This is a genomic window from Rhodococcus sp. W8901, from assembly GCF_013348805.1.
GTDB lineage: Bacteria > Actinomycetota > Actinomycetes > Mycobacteriales > Mycobacteriaceae > Prescottella.
On record NZ_CP054690.1, the window covers coordinates 2,365,421 to 2,379,936 of the forward strand.

Here is a 14,516-nt window from a genome sequence, read left to right on the forward strand (position 1 = left end):
CCGGCCGGGGAGACCCGGCCGGCACCGTCTCGGACTGCTCGACGGACTACTTGACGAAGACGCCGAAGACCGGGATCCATTCGCGTGCGACCCGTCGTTCCACCAGGTCGGCCTTCGCGAACGGATCCTGGTCGAAGAGGGACTCCACCTCGTCGGTGGACGACGCCTCGACCATCATCAGGGCGCCGCTGCCGTCCGCGAACGGGCCCGACGAGTGCACGATGCCGCGGCGGACCAGATCGGCCAGCCACGCCCGGTGATCGGTGCGGTGATCGTCGCGCTCCGCGGACTTCTCGTGCGCGTAGGTGTACTCGACGGCGAACAGTGGCATGATTCCTCGTTCCCGGGATCTGGAAGTGCGGGGTCCGGAGTGCTCAGAGCGTCAGCAGCATACGGGTATTACCCAGCGTATTCGGCTTGACGTAGCTCAGGTCCAGGAACTCCGCGACGCCGGTGTCGTACGACCGGCACATCTCCGCGTACACCTCCGCGGTAACCGGGGTGCCCTCGATCTCGGCGAACCCGTGCTTGGCGAAGAAGTTCACCTCGAACGTCAGCACGAACAGCCGCTCCAATTCGAGTTCGCGCGCCACCTCGATCAACTTCGCGACCACCAGATGGCCCGCGCCCCGGCCCTTCACCTGGGGGTCGACCGCGACAGTCCGGACCTCGCCCAGGTCGGACCACAGCACATGCATCGCACCGCACCCGACGACCGCGCCGGCCTGCTCGACGACCCAGAACTCCTGAACCGCCTCGAACAGCGTCACGAGATTCTTCTCGAGCAGGATCTTTCCTGCGTAGATGTCGATCAGCCTCTTGATCTCCGGTACGTCCGAGGTGCGCGCGCGGCGCACCAGCATCTCTTCAGCCTCGTTCGTTCCAGCCGTCGGAGTCCCAGATGTCATGTGGTGCACAGTAGTGGTAGCCGCAACAGATATTGTGAGCAGTGTGCCGCCCCGATCCATCGCCCCACACCACGTCCCGTTCGTCTCGGGTGTGCCTGGGCTGACCGTCGGATCGGCGCGGCCGTGAGTGCGCCGAAGAGCTCGCCGCGTCGAGACGTTGCCGCCGCCCCGGACGCGTTGCCCGCCGACGGCGTCGCCCCGCACGCCCCGGTTCCCCTGGTCAACATCGCCAATATCCTGACGGTGCTGCGTATCGTCCTGGTGCCGGTGTTCCTTGCCGCGCTGTTCGCCGACGGTGGTCATTCCACGGGTTGGCGAATCGCGGCGGCATCGATCTTCGCGGTGGCCGCCATCACGGATCGGATCGACGGGCAGTTGGCCCGCAAGCACGGTCTGGTCACCGATTTCGGCAAGATGGCCGACCCGATCGCCGACAAGGCTCTGATCGGCGCCGCGCTCGTCGGACTGTCGATGCTCGGGGACCTCTCGTGGTGGGTGACGGGCATCATCGCGGCACGCGAACTCGGGATCACGCTGATGCGCTTCGCGGTCCTGCGCCACGGCGTGATCCCCGCCGGGCGCGGCGGGAAACTGAAGACGCTGGTCCAAGCAGCGGCGATCGGCTTCTATCTCGTTCCTCTGCCGGACGGCTTCGCGCCGTTCAGCGCGGCGCTGATGGGCCTTGCAGTGGTGCTCACGGTCGCGACCGGCCTCGACTACGTGGTCCAGGCGGTGCGACTTCGCGCCGGCGCCGGGCGCGCATGACCGACCCGCTGACGGGTGCGGTGCCCGCCCGCGAACTGGTGGAGGCGCTGACCCGCCGCGGGCAGACCATCGCGACGGCGGAGTCGCTGACCGCGGGCCTGCTCGCGGCGACCCTGGCCGGTGTGCCGGGGGCGAGCAATGTGCTCCGGGGCGGGCTGATCGTGTACGCGACCGAGCTCAAGGGCGCGCTCGCCGGTGTCGACGCCGACGTCCTCAATCGTGACGGTCCGGTGGCACCGACCACCGCGGCGCAGCTCGCGGACGGCGCACGCGCGCGATGCGGCGCAGACTGGGGCGTCGGACTGACCGGGGTGGCCGGCCCGGACCCGCAGGACGGGCTCGGCCCGGGAACCGTCTTCCTCGCTGTGGCCGGACCCGACGGAACCGAGGTCACAGCCCTGGACCTGGACGGTGATCGGTGGGAAATTCGTCTCGGCAGCGTCCGCTCGGCGGTGTCGAGTTTGCTCGAACGTTTGTCGCGATAGGGTTTTGGGAACCAATCGCTTGCGCTCGTGCGTTTGTATTCACGAGTGGGGTGTCGGATGAAGGAGGAGCGAGATGGCGCTGCTATTGCGTGAGGCAATCGGTGACAGTCTTCGGCGCACACGCGTTTCGCAGAGCCGGACCCTGCGCGAGGTGTCGAACAGCGCTCGGGTCAGTCTCGGCTACCTGTCCGAGATCGAGCGGGGCCGGAAGGAGGCGTCGAGCGAGTTGCTCGCGGCCATCTGCGACGCCCTCGAGGTTCCACTCTCCGAGGTATTGGTCGACGTGAGCGAGACGCTTGCCGTCGCGCCGCGTGAGAACGTGGACCGCGGTGCCGTGGCGACCGACCCGCGGAAGGTCAGCGGTCGCATCGCACAGGACACGCGCGTCGTGATCCCGGCGCCCAGCGCGCGTGCGCTGGCGGCGGCGTAAGCGGTGCCGTCGAACCACGGAAACGGCTAGATTCACAAACAGAAGATCGAGGAATCACCGAGCGACTCCGGTCGGTGGCCTCCGATCGGACGAGCAGGTAGGGGCAGAGCCCGAGTTCGATGCGTGACGGTCGCGCATCGGGTCGCGCATCGCGCGGCGCAGCAGATGGAGGCAGGATCACACCCATGGCTAATCCTTTCGTCAAGGGATGGAAGTACCTGATGGCGCTCTTCAATTCCAAAATTGATGAGAAGGCCGACCCCAAGGTTCAGATTCAGCAGGCGATCGAGGACGCCCAGCGTCAGCACCAGGCACTGTCCCAGCAGGCTGCATCGGTGATCGGCAACCAGCGCCAGCTCGAGATGAAGCTCAGCCGCCAGCTCGACGAGGTGGAGAAGCTCAACGCCAACGCGCGTCAGGCCGTCACCCTCGCCGATCAGGCCGCCGCCGCCGGCGACATGGAGAAGGCCACGCAGTACACCAACGCTGCCGAGGCCTTCGCCGCCCAGTTGGTCACAGCGGAACAGGGCGTCGAGGACCTCAAGGCCCTGCACGACCAGTCGCTGCAGGCGGCCACCCAGGCCAAGAAGGCCGTCGAGCAGAACGCGATGACGCTGCAGGCGAAGGTCGCCGAGCGGACCAAGCTGCTCAGCCAGCTCGAACAGGCGAAGATGCAGGAGCGGGTCAGCGAGTCGCTGCGTTCGATGGACAGCACGCTGTCCGCCCCCGGCAACACCCCCAGCCTCGACGCTGTCCGGGACAAGATCGAGCGCCGCTACGCGGACGCCCTCGGCTCGGCCGAGCTGGCCCAGAACTCGGTGCAGGGTCGCATGATGGAGGTGCAGCAGGCCAGCGTGCAGATGGCCGGTCACAGCCGCCTCGAGCAGATCCGCGCATCGATGAAGGGCGACGCCCTGCCGTCCGGCGGCACCGCCGCCGCGCCGGCCAAGCCTGCCATCGCCCCCGAGCCGCCCACGGCATCCGCCAACGGCGAGACCCCCGCGCAGTAGAAGCCTGCGCGACGACAACGACATCGGTTCGATGAGCAACACACGAGGTGGCCGGTCCGGGCGCAAGTCCCGGCCGGCCACCTCTGCATTCGAAGAGAGCGCGGGTCTCGCGGCCAGTGCCGCCTCCGCCGTCACCAGTGCGGGGAGCGTGCTGCGCGAGGTCGGCGGAACCGTCGCCGACACGATGCGGCGTTGGTCGGACCCCAGGGAACGCATGCTGCGCAAGCGTCGACGTGCCCGCAAGCGGGCAACCAGGTTCGGAATCGCCTCGGGTGCGGGCGTCGTGGGTTCGGCATCGCTCGCCGCCGCGTCGGCCCCCGACTGGACGATCGTCGCGACCGGCGGCGCCGCAGCGCTGTTCGCCATTCCCGCAGTGGTCGCTGTCAGCACGTATCGGCACCTCACGTCGGTGCCGCTGCCACCCGCCACCGTCACGCGGCAACCGCTGCCACCCGTCGGATCGGCCGCCCGTGCCCCGATGGAACGACTCGCGAGCGCTGAGAGCGGCCTGCACCAACTGCTCGGCGTGCTGAGCCGATCTGCGATCGTCGACGCCGAGGAAATCGATCACACGGGAGAGACCGCGCGGTCGGCGTCGTCAGCGCTGCGGGCCGTCGCCGCGGATGTCGTCGCGATGGAGAGCGCCGGGCGCGGCACGGCCGCGGCCGCCGCACACCTCCAGCAGTCTGTCCGGGCCGCCGGAGAGCAACTCGACATCGGTGTCGCGCAGTACGAGGGGCTCGTCACCGCTGCCGCGAAGATGACCGCGCCCGCGCAGTCGCCGTCGTACACCTTGCTCGATCGGCAACGGGAAGAGCTGCTGTCGGCGTCGGATCGGCTCGAGGGCTGGGCCGAGGCCCTCGGCGAGGTCGACGAGATCGACCGCCGTTTCCGTCGCTGACCAGCCGACTGTCACATCAGTTGTCCACGACTGTCACATCAGTCGTCCACGACAATCACATCAGTCGTCCACTCCGCGCGCGGCGAGGGCATCGCCCATGGCCTCGGCGGTCATCAGCGCCGACACGACGGCCGGCACCGCCAGGGCGCGCAGCGAGAAGCCGAGCCCGCGGGCCTTCCGGGCGTCCGAGACCTGCTGCACGATGCCGGTGAGCAGCGGGATGCACCGCAGCGTCATCGCGAGCACCAGCCCGGCACGGTCGGGATTCACCCCGACCCGGCGCAGCGGCCGCAGGGCGCGGCTGACCGTCTCCAGCATGTCGGACACCCGCGTGGTCAGCGTGACCAGTGCCGCCAGCGCCACGGCCAGCACGATCGTTCCGCACACGACGACCGCGCGCTCCCAGCCGGTGAAGATCACCTGGAATGCGCCGATGAACAGCAGCGCCCACAGCAGCGGACGCAGCTGCGCGAGCGCGACCCGCAGCGGAACACGCGCCGCCGCGTACAGGGCCGCGACGACGGCGACCGCGGGGAGCAGGTGCCACGGCTGGCGCACCAGGACCGTCACGGCGACGATCAGGACCACCATCGCGATGAGTTTCGGACCGGGCGAGAGGCGGTGCAGCAGCGAGGTGCCGGGGGAGTAGAGGCCGAGCGTCGTCATCCGATCAGCTCGCGGTAGTGCGCGATGGCCTCTCCGGGTGTGCCGTCGGCTGCAACGCCGCCGCGGTCGATGACGATCACCCGGTCGAAGTCGTCGAGCAGGTCCAGATGGTGGGTCACGACGATCAACTGCTGGCGGAGACCCGCCAGCGTCGACCGCATCAGTCGCGCGTTGCGCAGGTCCAGCAGCGTCGTGGGTTCATCGGCGACCAGTACGTCGGGGTCGGTCACCATCACCGCCGCGAGCGCGAGCAGCTGTTTCTGCCCGCCCGACAACAGGTGCGTCGGATGGTCCGCGTGCCCGGACAGCCCGAAGTCGGCGAGGACCTGTGCCACCCGGTCGGCCCGCTCGGACTTGCTCAGCGAACTGCGGCGCAGCGAGAAGGCGATGTCCTCCGACACCGTCGGCATGATGATCTGATGGTCGGGGTCGGTGAAGACGAACCCCACCTTGCGGCGGACCTGACGCCCCTTGCGGGCGGTATCGAGCCCGTCGACGGACACCGTCCCGGATGCCGGCGACACCAGACCGTTGATCATCCGCGCCAGCGTGGACTTGCCGCTGCCGTTGGCGCCGATGATCCCGATCCGTGACTCGGTGAGCGCCAGATCGATTCCGTCGAGCACGGTGCGCTCACCGTAAGAGTGGTGAACGCCGTCGAATCGGATCTCGCTCATCGTGCAGCAGTCGATCTATGCGGCGTCGGCCCGCACCGGTGCTGCGGGGAAGGGGCGCGCGGCGAGCGCGGGGTACGCCCGGTGGACCTGCGCGGCGACGACCGCGGCGACGACCGCCTTGATCACGTCGCCCGGCAGGTAGGTGAGGTTCGCGGCGAACGCGCCGGAGACCGTGAGATCCGTCTTCAGGAGCATGCCGGGGATGCCGAATGCGTACAGCACCACGATGCCGCCGATCACGTTGACGGCGATGCCGCCGAAGACGTTGTACTTGGGCAGCATCTTGTAGCTGAGCCATCCGATGACGGCCGCCGCGGGCAGCCAGCCGATCAGGAAGCCCGCCGTGGGGCTGGCCAGGGAGACGAGCGTGGTCCGCCCACCGGCGAGGACCGGCAGCGCCAGACCGAGGACGATCACCGTGAGCACCGACAACGTGCCCTTGCGGGGGCCGAGGAGGGCGCCGGCGAGCATGACGCCGAGGGTTTGCAGTGTGATCGGTACCGCCGAGCCGCCGACGTTGATCGTGCCGGGCAGACCCAGCGCCACGATGAGGGCTGCGAAGACGGCGATCTGCGCCAGATCGCGGGCGGTGTTGCGGGGAGTGCCCGTGGGGGATGACGGCGACACGGCTATCGACTGCTCCTCGTGGTGTTCGCGAACGGGACGGATCGGGTCCAACCCGCCGAGCTTATGTCAACCCGCCGGTCACGACGTATCCCAGTCCGGTCGGCGGCCTCAGGGTGATCACCCATCTTTCCCTGAACTTGCCGCTGAGCTGCTGATTTCCGATTCGGCACGTGCAACCATCGAGGTGCCGCGCTCGTAGGATCGTAGGTAGAGAACCAAGCAGGAGGCACATCGTGTTCTGGAAGATTGTCGGCATCGTGGCGCTGGTGTGGATCGCGTTCATGTTGGTCGGTGCGCTGGTGAAGGGGCTGTTCTGGATCTTGGCGGTGAGCGCGATCGTGTTCGGGCTCTACATGCTGTTCAAGGCGATGTCGGGAACCTCCGGCAGCGATCGCAGCACCGACAAGACCCGGTTCTAGCGTCCGGCCAGGTGACGATCGACGAGGTCGGCGAATGCGCGGCCGGTCGGCGTCACCAGCGTCGGTTTCGAGATCATGTGCACCGTGCGGATCGGGGCGTCGGCGATCCGCAGCAGATGCAGTCCGGGGCGGGTGATCGCGTCGGACTCCGGTAGGAAGCCCACTCCGACGCCGGCCGCGGTGAGTGCGGCCACCAACGTCGCCGAACCGGCCTGCGCCACGACGGTGCGCGGCAGGCCCGCCATGGTGAACGCGTCGTCGCTCTGACGACGCGCCCCCGTTCCCTCCGGGAAGTCGATGGTCGGCACCCCGGCGAGGTCGAGCAGGGTGACCGCGGTGCGGGACGTCCACGGATGTTCCGGTCCGACGACGGCGACGAGCTGTTCGGTGCCGAGCACGCGGGCGGTCAGCCCGGCGCGGGGCCGGGTGTGCCACAGCCCGATGAATCCGAGGTCGAGGTCGCCGGCGTCGACCTGCTCGACGATCGATTCACTCATCGACGACACGACGTGCACGTCCACCCCGGGGTTCGCCTCCAGGAACGTTCGGACGAGTGCGGCGAGGTCGACCTGGGTGAGGGTCGTGATGGTGCCGATCCGAAGGGTGCCGCTGACGGTGCGTCCGGTGGCGGACACTTCGCCCCGGAGCCGTTCGGCCGCCGCGAGCACCTCCCGGGCGTGGAGCACGAAGGATTCACCGGCTTCGGTCAGTTCCACGCGGCGGCTCGTGCGGATGAAGAGCGGGGTCCCGAGTTCGTGCTCGAGCTGTTGCACCTGGTGGCTGAGGGCGGACTGGGCGACGTGGAGGCGCCCGGCGGCACGGGTGAAGTGCCTCTCCTCGGCGACCGCGATCGCGTATCGCAGCTGGCGCAGTTCCATCGCACTACCTCGATCTGGTTTGACGATCAATCCGATCTGATTCAGATGTTAGACAGATGATTGCTCGGGGTAAAGAATTGCTCGCGTGAGTGTCACCGAATCCCGAACCCCGACCCGTCCGGTGCTGTCGCCGGGACTGCTCCTCGTCATGGCCGTCGCCACCGGTCTGTGCGTGGGCGGCAACTACTTCAACCAGCCGCTGCTGGACTCGATCGCGTCGGCCCTGGACGTGGATCAGTCGACTGCCGCGGTGACCGTCACCGTGTCGCAGGTGTTCTACGGGCTCGGGCTGATGTTCCTGGTGCCGCTGGGGGACCTGTGGGACCGACGGGTGCTGAGCGTCGGGCTGATGCTGCTCGCCGCCGTCGGCCAGGCCGTCTGCGGGTTCGCGCCGTCGATCGGGTGGCTCATGGTGGGCACCGCGATGGCGGGCCTGTTCTCGGTGGCGGCGCAGGTGCTCGTGCCGTTTGCCGCCCAACTCGCCGAACCGGGGCGCTCCGCGACCGCGGTCGGCACCGTGATGAGCGGCCTCATGGTCGGGATCCTGCTGGCCCGCAGTGTCGCCGGACTGCTCACGCCCCTGGGGGGATGGCAGACCGTGTACCGCGTGAGTGCGGTCGCGATGCTGCTGATCGCCGCAGTGCTGTGGCGGGCGCTGCCGAGTTCGCGGGATCGGCACGGTCTGGGCTACGGCGCGATCCTCGCGTCCATGGGTGCGCTCCTGCGCGATCAGCCCCGCCTGCGCACGGCGACGGCCATGAGCGCGCTCAGCTTCGCGGCCGCGAGCACGGTCTTCGCGGCGATGGCGTTCGTGCTCGCGGCCGAACCGTTCGGCCTCGACGACGTCGCGATCGGACTCGTGGGGCTGGCCGGTGTCGCGGGTGCGGTGATGGCGAACGTGGCCGGACGTCTCGCTGATCGGGGGCTCGCGCAGGCGACCGCCGGCGTGGGGGCGGTGGTGCTGCTCGCGTCGTGGGTGCTGTTCGGACTCGGCGGCACCAGCCTGCTCGCGTTCGTACTCGCGGTCCTGATCTCGGATGTCGCGCTCAAGTGTGTGCACGTGAGCAATCAGGGTGTCATCTACGCGCTTGCGCCGCAGGCGCGCTCGCGCGTGACGGCGGTCTACATGACCGGGTACTTCGTAGGCGGCGCTGCCGGATCCGCGCTGGGGTCGCTGGTGTGGGCGACGCACGGGTGGGCCGGGGTGTGCTGGGCGGGCGCGGGCCTGTCGCTCGCCGTTCTCGCGGTGTGGTGGCTCGATCTGCGCGTTTCCGCGCGCGCGGTCGTCGCCGCGGAGGCATCCTGAGGACATGGAACCCATTCCCGAGGACTGGCAGCGCGGGTTGGTGATCGTCGCCCATCCCGACGACATCGAATACGGGGCCGCGGCGGCTGTCGCCCGATGGACGGACCAGGGCAAGGACATTCGGTACGTCCTGGTCACGAGTGGTGAGGCGGGGATCGCGGGCCTGCACCCCCAGCAGTCCGGGCCGCTGCGCGAGGACGAGGAGCGACGTTCGGCCGCGATCGTGGGTGTGTCGCAGGTGGAATTCCTCGGCTATCCCGATGGCCGGATCGAATACGGGCTGGATCTGCGCAGGGACCTGGCCCGGGTGATCCGGACGCACTGCCCCGAGATGGTCGTCACGATGAACCACCGCGAGACGTGGGGGCCGGGGTTCCTGAACAGCGCCGACCACCGGGCCGTCGGGCTCGGTGTCCTCGACGCCGTCGCCGACGCCGCGAACGAGTGGATCTTCCCCGAACTCACCGAACCGCCATGGGCGGGCGTGCGGTGGGCCGCCGTGAACACGATGGTCGGGACCACGCACGCGGTGGACGTCGCCGCGACGGTCGAGCGCGCCGTCGAATCGCTGTGCGAGCACCACGCGTACCTCGAGGCGCTCAGCGACGAACCGGTGTTGGACCAGGCGGCCCGGCAGATCGAGATGTCCACCGGGCCCAAGCCTGGATTCGACGCCGAACGGGCCGTCGGCTTCGAGTTGTACGTCTTCGGCGGCTGACCGCCTAGGAGAGCGGGGCGCCGACGATGACGCGTCCCGCACCCGGGACGGCCTCGACGTCGATCGGCAACTGCCCGACGAACTCGCCGTCGGCGTACGACGTGACGGGGATGCCGGTCTCCAGCCGCAGCTTTCGGGTCCGGAACGTCTGCACCTCGTCGAGGTCGACGTGCGTGCCCTTGTAGACGGTGGGGAACAGGCGCACCAGCTTGAACCGGCCACCCGATGCGACCACGGTGACGTCGAGGAGGCCGTCGTCGAGTTTCGCATTCGGTGTGATGAGCATGCCGCCGCCGTAGGAGGTGCCGTTGCCGACCGACACCATCGTCGCGTCGAGTTCGATGGTGCGGTCGTCGAGCACGATCCGGTAGGGGATCGGCTTCAGCCGCGCCAGTTCGACCACCATCGCGAGGTTGTAGCGCATCGGGCCCTTGGGCCACCGCATCCGGTTGGCGCGGTCGGTGACGAGGGCGTCGAATCCGCTCGACAGCACGGTGCCGAACCAGCGGTCGCCGGTCCGCGCCAGGTCGACGGTCGCGACGTCGCCCGCGGCGATGATGTCGGCGGCCGCCGCCGGGTCGTCGACCGGGATGTGGAACAGGCGCGCGTGGTCGTTGCCGGTGCCGCCGGGGACGATGCCCAGCGGAGTCCCGGTCTGCGCCAGCGCCTGCCACGCGATGCTGACCAGGCCGTCGCCGCCGGCGGCGACCAGTGCGTCGGTGCCGTCGGCGACGGCCTTGCGTGCCAGTTCCAATGCCTCGTCCGCGGACCGGCCCTCGATCTCGGTGACCGTGACGCCGCGTTCCCGCAGACGGGCCACGGCGGCGGCGGACGCCCACGGGGCGTGGCCGCTGCCCGCGGCCGGATTCGTCAGGACCGTGACCGATTTCGTCATGGGATGAGCTTGCCAGGGTTGAGGATTCCGGCGGGGTCGATTGCGTCCTTGACCGCCCGCAGGACGCGCGCACCCAGCGGACCGACCTCGGTCTCCATCCACGGCCGATGGTCGCGGCCCACCGCGTGGTGGTGGGTGATGGTGCCGCCCGCGGCCATGATCGCATCGCCCGCGGCGCGCTTGGCGGTGGCCCACTGCGACAGTGGATCGTCGGCCTGTGCGCACACCACGGTGAAGTACAGCGACGCACCGGTGGGGTAGGTGTGTGAGATGTGGCACATCACGAGGGCCGGCGTGCCCTGTGCCGCAAGCGATTCGGTGAGAGCAGTGGTGACTGCGGTGCGCAGGTTCGCGAGGTTGGACCAGCGCGTGGCGGTTTCGAGGGTCTCGGCGATCGCGCCGGCGTTCAGCAGCGCGTCACGCAGGTAGGGGGCGTCGAAGCGGCCGTGCTCCCACGACTGTGCGGGCCCCTCACCCAGCGCGGTGCCACCGGTCGCGGCGAGCAGTGCGGTCGCCTCGGCGTAGCGGGCCTCGACGTGGGCGTCGGTGCCCTCGAAGGTGGTGATGGCGAGGCAGCCCGCGGTGGGGCTGTCGCCGCCGATGTCGCCGGCCAGCGCCAGGTTGATGCCGGTCTCGGCCTCGTCGGACAGACGCATCACGGTGGGCGCGGACCCGGACTGGACGACGGCGCGCAGCGCGGCGGCGCCGGTCTCGAAGTCGGGGAACGACCAGGCCTGGTACCCGGTGCGTTCGGGGACCGGGTGCACGCGCAGGCCCACCTCGGTGATGATGCCGAGAGTGCCCTCGGAGCCGACGAACAACTCGCGCAGGTCGGGGCCGGCCGCCGAGGCGGGACCGCGTCCGAGGTCGAGGGTGCCGGACGGGGTGGCGACGCGCAGCCACTCGACCATGTCGTCGAAGCGGCCGTACCCGGCGGACGCCTGTCCCGACGACCGGGTCGCGGCGAACCCGCCGATCGTGGCGAACTGGAAGCTCTGCGGGAAGTGGCCGAGGGAGAACCCGTGCTCGCCGAGGACCTGCTCCGCCTGCGGGCCGGTCAGGCCGGCCTGCAGCGTCGCGACGCCGGACACCGGATCCAGATCGGTGAGCGCGTTCAGTCGCTGCAGGTCGAGGGCGACTACTGAGTGGAACCGGCCGCGGGCGGGGTCGACACCGCCGACGACGCTGGTGCCGCCGCCGAACGGGACCACCGCGACACCCTCGGCCGCGCAGAACCGCAGCAGTGCCAGCACCTCGTCGTGCGAGCCGGGCAGCAGGACCGCGTCAGGAGCGTCCTGCGGGTCGGTGGCCTTGCGGCGCAGCAGGTCCGGGGTGCTCTTGCCGCCGGAGTGCCGCAGGCGGGACGCGTCGTCGGTGCGGACGTGGTCGGCGCCGAGGAGTTCGCGGAGGGCGGCGATGAGGGCGTGGCCGAGGGTGCTCTCGCGCAGCGTCACGTCGGACTCGGTGGGCGGCGCTGCCTGTTCGACGGAGACCCCGAGTGCCTGCTGGAGCAGGGTCGTGATCTGCGGCGACAGGTGTCGGCGGGACTCGGCGACACCCCAGGCGTCCCACTCCATGGTGGGGGCCGTGGTGGCGGGGACTTCGGGCACGAAGGCATCGGACATGCGTTACAGTGTTACACACGATGTCTATCTGTAATGAAGCTTCCGGATCTGCCGGGGAGTCTCCGAGTGTCGACGACCAGATCCTCGACGCGGCACGCTCGTGCGTGCTCGACTTCGGGCTGCGTCGTACGACGCTCGCGGAGGTCGCCCGCCGCGCCGGCGTGAGTCGGCCCACCGTGTACCGGCGTTGGCCGGACACCCGGGCGGTCGTCGCCGACCTGCTGACCCGCGAGATCCGTACGGCGATCCCGGACATGATCGGCGACGCTCCCGCGCGGCTCCAGCTCGTGCAGGCCGTCGTCGACGTCGCGACGGAGATGCGCGATCACCCCCTGTTCGAGAAGATCCTGCGATCCGACCCGGACATGCTCATGACGTACGTCGTCGATCGACTCGGAACGAGTCAGCGGGCCATCGTCGAGGTGGTCGCGGCCGCCATCGCCGCCGGACAGCACGACGGCTCGATCCGCACCGCAGACCCGGTGCACATGGCGACGATGGTGCTGCTCACCGTCCAGTCGGCGGTCCAGTCGGCGCGGATGGTGGCCGAGCTGCTGCCGGCGGCCGCGCTCGTCGAGGAACTGCGTGTCGCCGTCGACTCCTATCTAGCGCCACGCTCGGTGCTCTGACCACCGACCACCACCGACCCACTTCCAGGAGGAACAGTGCAGGACAATGCGCAGTCCGTGCTCAACGCCCAGCGTCGCAGTCGGGAACTGTCCGATCTCGGGGACGGCGATGTCGTCGACGTCCTGGTGATCGGTGGCGGCATCACCGGCGTCGGAACGGCACTGGACGCCGCGTCGCGCGGCCTGCGCACGGTGCTGGTCGACAAGCACGACCTCGCCTTCGGGACCAGCCGGTGGAGTTCGAAGCTGGCGCACGGCGGACTGCGGTACCTGGCGTCCGGCAATGTCGGGATCGCGCGGGAGAGTGCCGTCGAGCGCGGAATCCTCATGACGCGGACGGCGCCGCACCTCGTGCGGGCACTGCCGCAGTTGGTGCCGCTGCTGCCGTCGGTCAGCTTCTTCGAGAAGTCCCTGGTCCGGACCGGATTCCTCGCAGGTGACGCGTTGCGGATCACCGCTCGGACGCCCGCGTCGGTGCTGCCGCGGTCCCGTCGGGTCGGGGCGGCGCGGGCCGCGCAGCTCGCGCCCGCCGTCCGCCGCGACGGCCTGCGTGGCGGTCTCCTGGCGTTCGACGGACAGCTGGTCGACGACGCCCGTCTCGTCGTGGCCCTCGCCCGGACCGCGGCCGCCCACAGTGCGACGATCCTGACCCGCGTCGGCGCGTACGACGTGACCGGCGAGTCGGCCCGCCTGCGGGACGAGATCACCGGCGAGGAGATGACGATCCGTGCCCGAGCCGTCGTCAATGCCGCGGGTGTCTGGGCCGGGCAGGTGGACCCGGACATCCGGCTCAAGCCCAGTCGCGGCACGCACCTGGTGCTGCCCGCGGAGTTGTTGGGGAACCCCACCGCGGCGCTCACCGTGCCCATCCCGGGCGAGACCAACCGTTTCGTGTTCGCGCTGCCGGCGCAGCTGGGGCGCGTGTACCTGGGCCTGACCGACGAGGCCGTCGACGGTCCGCTGCCCGACGTCCCCGCCGCATCCGACGGCGAGATCGATTTTCTGCTCGACACCGTCAACACGGCGCTGGCCACTCCGATCACGCGCGCCGACGTCGTCGGCACGTACGCGGGTCTGCGCCCGCTCCTCGACAGCGGCGAGGGGAAGACCGCGGATCTGTCCCGCAACCATGCGGTGCTGCGTTCGTCGAACGGTGTCGTCAGTGTGGTCGGCGGCAAGCTCACGACGTACCGGAAGATGGCGCAGGATGCGGTCGATGCGGCAGTCGCCGCAGGCGGTCTGACGGCGCGATCGTGCGTGACGACGGACCTGCCCGCAGTCGGGGCCACGCGCACCGCGCCTCGCAACCTGCCGCCGTCGCTGGTCGCGCGGTACGGCAGCGAGGCGGGCCTGGTGGCCGAGGCGGGGGCGCTCACGCCGATCGCCGAGGGTATCGACGTCACGCACGCCGAACTGGCGTTCGCGGTGAGCCACGAGGGCGCGCTCGACGTCGACGATCTGCTCGACCGCCGCACCCGGATCGGATTGGTCGCGGCCGATCGGGAGCGGGCGATGTCGGCCGCGGAGGACGCGTTGACCCGCGACTGATCGCGGCAGTGTCAGGGGCCGGTGATCGC

The 14,516-nt window shown here is 69.8% G+C and carries 18 protein-coding genes; 10 read left to right on the forward strand and 8 right to left on the reverse strand.

Annotated elements, in window-relative coordinates; genetic code table 11:
* Positions 1–46: 46 nt before the first annotated feature.
* Entirely contained in the window at positions 47–331 is a 285-nt protein-coding gene (locus HUN07_RS11205; RefSeq protein WP_174909719.1) for a YciI family protein, read from the reverse strand.
* 43 nt (positions 332–374) lie between these two features.
* Positions 375–863, reverse strand: coding sequence for an amino-acid N-acetyltransferase (locus tag HUN07_RS11210; protein WP_114719798.1), 489 nt, complete (start codon positions 861–863; stop codon positions 375–377).
* 168 nt (positions 864–1,031) lie between these two features.
* On the opposite strand from HUN07_RS11210, the gene pgsA reads away from it, so the two are divergent.
* The 5 genes from pgsA to pspM all read left to right on the forward strand — a co-directional run bounded on the left by pgsA (position 1,032) and on the right by pspM (position 4,499).
* On the forward strand, positions 1,032–1,673 hold the full coding sequence (gene pgsA / locus HUN07_RS11215; protein ID WP_114719800.1) for a CDP-diacylglycerol--glycerol-3-phosphate 3-phosphatidyltransferase: 642 nt from the start codon (positions 1,032–1,034) through the stop codon (positions 1,671–1,673).
* Positions 1,670–2,158, forward strand: a complete 489-nt coding sequence (locus HUN07_RS11220; protein WP_174909721.1) for a CinA family protein — start codon at positions 1,670–1,672, stop codon at positions 2,156–2,158. The genes pgsA and HUN07_RS11220 overlap by 4 nt, the downstream gene beginning before the upstream one ends.
* 73 nt (positions 2,159–2,231) lie before the next feature.
* Positions 2,232–2,588: a helix-turn-helix domain-containing protein gene (locus tag HUN07_RS11225; RefSeq protein ID WP_114719804.1), complete on the forward strand. Its 357-nt coding sequence runs from the start codon at positions 2,232–2,234 to the stop codon at positions 2,586–2,588.
* Positions 2,589–2,773: 185 nt separating this feature from the next.
* On the forward strand, positions 2,774–3,598 hold the full coding sequence (pspA, locus tag HUN07_RS11230; RefSeq protein ID WP_114719806.1) for a phage shock protein PspA: 825 nt from the start codon (positions 2,774–2,776) through the stop codon (positions 3,596–3,598).
* Positions 3,599–3,629: 31 nt separating this feature from the next.
* On the forward strand, positions 3,630–4,499 hold the full coding sequence (gene pspM / locus HUN07_RS11235; RefSeq protein WP_441346811.1) for a phage shock envelope stress response protein PspM: 870 nt from the start codon (positions 3,630–3,632) through the stop codon (positions 4,497–4,499).
* A gap of 60 nt (positions 4,500–4,559) precedes the next feature.
* On the opposite strand, the gene HUN07_RS11240 is transcribed toward pspM, so the two are convergent.
* The 3 genes from HUN07_RS11240 to HUN07_RS11250 are packed head-to-tail and all read right to left on the reverse strand — an operon-like array spanning position 4,560 to position 6,469.
* Complete coding sequence (locus HUN07_RS11240; protein WP_114719808.1) at positions 4,560–5,165, reverse strand: energy-coupling factor transporter transmembrane component T family protein; 606 nt, start codon at positions 5,163–5,165, stop codon at positions 4,560–4,562.
* Entirely contained in the window at positions 5,162–5,842 is a 681-nt protein-coding gene (locus tag HUN07_RS11245; protein WP_174909723.1) for an energy-coupling factor ABC transporter ATP-binding protein, read from the reverse strand. The genes HUN07_RS11240 and HUN07_RS11245 overlap by 4 nt, the downstream gene beginning before the upstream one ends.
* Positions 5,843–5,857: 15 nt before the next feature.
* Positions 5,858–6,469: a biotin transporter BioY gene (locus tag HUN07_RS11250; protein WP_114720030.1), complete on the reverse strand. Its 612-nt coding sequence runs from the start codon at positions 6,467–6,469 to the stop codon at positions 5,858–5,860.
* 233 nt (positions 6,470–6,702) lie between these two features.
* On the opposite strand from HUN07_RS11250, the gene HUN07_RS11255 reads away from it, so the two are divergent.
* Positions 6,703–6,888: a hypothetical protein gene (locus HUN07_RS11255; protein WP_114719812.1), complete on the forward strand. Its 186-nt coding sequence runs from the start codon at positions 6,703–6,705 to the stop codon at positions 6,886–6,888.
* On the opposite strand, the gene HUN07_RS11260 is transcribed toward HUN07_RS11255, so the two are convergent.
* Positions 6,885–7,766 carry a LysR family transcriptional regulator gene (locus HUN07_RS11260; RefSeq protein WP_174909725.1) on the reverse strand — a complete coding sequence of 294 codons (882 nt, stop codon included), beginning with the start codon at positions 7,764–7,766 and terminating at the stop codon, positions 6,885–6,887. The two genes, HUN07_RS11255 and HUN07_RS11260, sit on opposite strands and share 4 nt — an antisense overlap.
* 85 nt (positions 7,767–7,851) lie before the next feature.
* Here HUN07_RS11260 and HUN07_RS11265 point away from each other — a divergent pair, with 85 nt between their 5' ends.
* Entirely contained in the window at positions 7,852–9,072 is a 1,221-nt protein-coding gene (locus HUN07_RS11265) for an MFS transporter (RefSeq protein ID WP_174909727.1), read from the forward strand.
* Between the two features lie 4 nt (positions 9,073–9,076).
* A complete protein-coding gene (locus HUN07_RS11270) occupies positions 9,077–9,790 on the forward strand; it encodes a PIG-L deacetylase family protein (protein WP_174909729.1) in 714 nt (237 codons plus the stop codon).
* A gap of 4 nt (positions 9,791–9,794) precedes the next feature.
* On the opposite strand, the gene HUN07_RS11275 is transcribed toward HUN07_RS11270, so the two are convergent.
* Positions 9,795–10,685 carry a diacylglycerol kinase gene (locus HUN07_RS11275; RefSeq protein ID WP_174909731.1) on the reverse strand — a complete coding sequence of 297 codons (891 nt, stop codon included), beginning with the start codon at positions 10,683–10,685 and terminating at the stop codon, positions 9,795–9,797.
* On the reverse strand, positions 10,682–12,310 hold the full coding sequence (locus HUN07_RS11280) for an FAD-binding oxidoreductase (protein ID WP_174909733.1): 1,629 nt from the start codon (positions 12,308–12,310) through the stop codon (positions 10,682–10,684). The genes HUN07_RS11275 and HUN07_RS11280 overlap by 4 nt, the downstream gene beginning before the upstream one ends.
* A 20-nt stretch (positions 12,311–12,330) precedes the next feature.
* On the opposite strand from HUN07_RS11280, the gene HUN07_RS11285 reads away from it, so the two are divergent.
* The gene (locus HUN07_RS11285; RefSeq protein ID WP_174909735.1) at positions 12,331–12,939 is read left to right on the forward strand and encodes a TetR/AcrR family transcriptional regulator; all 609 of its coding nucleotides are present in this window, start codon (positions 12,331–12,333) and stop codon (positions 12,937–12,939) included.
* A 36-nt stretch (positions 12,940–12,975) separates the two neighbouring features.
* Complete coding sequence (locus HUN07_RS11290) at positions 12,976–14,487, forward strand: glycerol-3-phosphate dehydrogenase/oxidase (protein ID WP_174909737.1); 1,512 nt, start codon at positions 12,976–12,978, stop codon at positions 14,485–14,487.
* Positions 14,488–14,516 lie beyond the last annotated feature (29 nt).

Bases quoted from the DNA above. Each gene is read 5' to 3' on its own strand.
- pspM (WP_441346811.1), top strand. From the start codon at position 3,630: ATGAGCAACACACGAGGTGGCCGGTCCGGGCGCAAGTCCCGGCCGGCC.
- HUN07_RS11275 (WP_174909731.1), bottom strand. From the start codon at position 10,685: ATGACGAAATCGGTCACGGTCCTGACGAATCCGGCCGCGGGCAGCGGC.
- HUN07_RS11260 (WP_174909725.1), bottom strand. From the start codon at position 7,766: ATGGAACTGCGCCAGCTGCGATACGCGATCGCGGTCGCCGAGGAGAGG.
- HUN07_RS11280 (WP_174909733.1), bottom strand. From the start codon at position 12,310: ATGTCCGATGCCTTCGTGCCCGAAGTCCCCGCCACCACGGCCCCCACC.
- HUN07_RS11240 (WP_114719808.1), bottom strand. From the start codon at position 5,165: ATGACGACGCTCGGCCTCTACTCCCCCGGCACCTCGCTGCTGCACCGC.
- HUN07_RS11210 (WP_114719798.1), bottom strand. From the start codon at position 863: ATGCTGGTGCGCCGCGCGCGCACCTCGGACGTACCGGAGATCAAGAGG.
- pspA (WP_114719806.1), top strand. From the start codon at position 2,774: ATGGCTAATCCTTTCGTCAAGGGATGGAAGTACCTGATGGCGCTCTTC.
- HUN07_RS11270 (WP_174909729.1), top strand. From the start codon at position 9,077: ATGGAACCCATTCCCGAGGACTGGCAGCGCGGGTTGGTGATCGTCGCC.
- HUN07_RS11285 (WP_174909735.1), top strand. From the start codon at position 12,331: ATGTCTATCTGTAATGAAGCTTCCGGATCTGCCGGGGAGTCTCCGAGT.
- HUN07_RS11220 (WP_174909721.1), top strand. From the start codon at position 1,670: ATGACCGACCCGCTGACGGGTGCGGTGCCCGCCCGCGAACTGGTGGAG.
- HUN07_RS11245 (WP_174909723.1), bottom strand. From the start codon at position 5,842: ATGAGCGAGATCCGATTCGACGGCGTTCACCACTCTTACGGTGAGCGC.
- HUN07_RS11205 (WP_174909719.1), bottom strand. From the start codon at position 331: ATGCCACTGTTCGCCGTCGAGTACACCTACGCGCACGAGAAGTCCGCG.
- HUN07_RS11225 (WP_114719804.1), top strand. From the start codon at position 2,232: ATGGCGCTGCTATTGCGTGAGGCAATCGGTGACAGTCTTCGGCGCACA.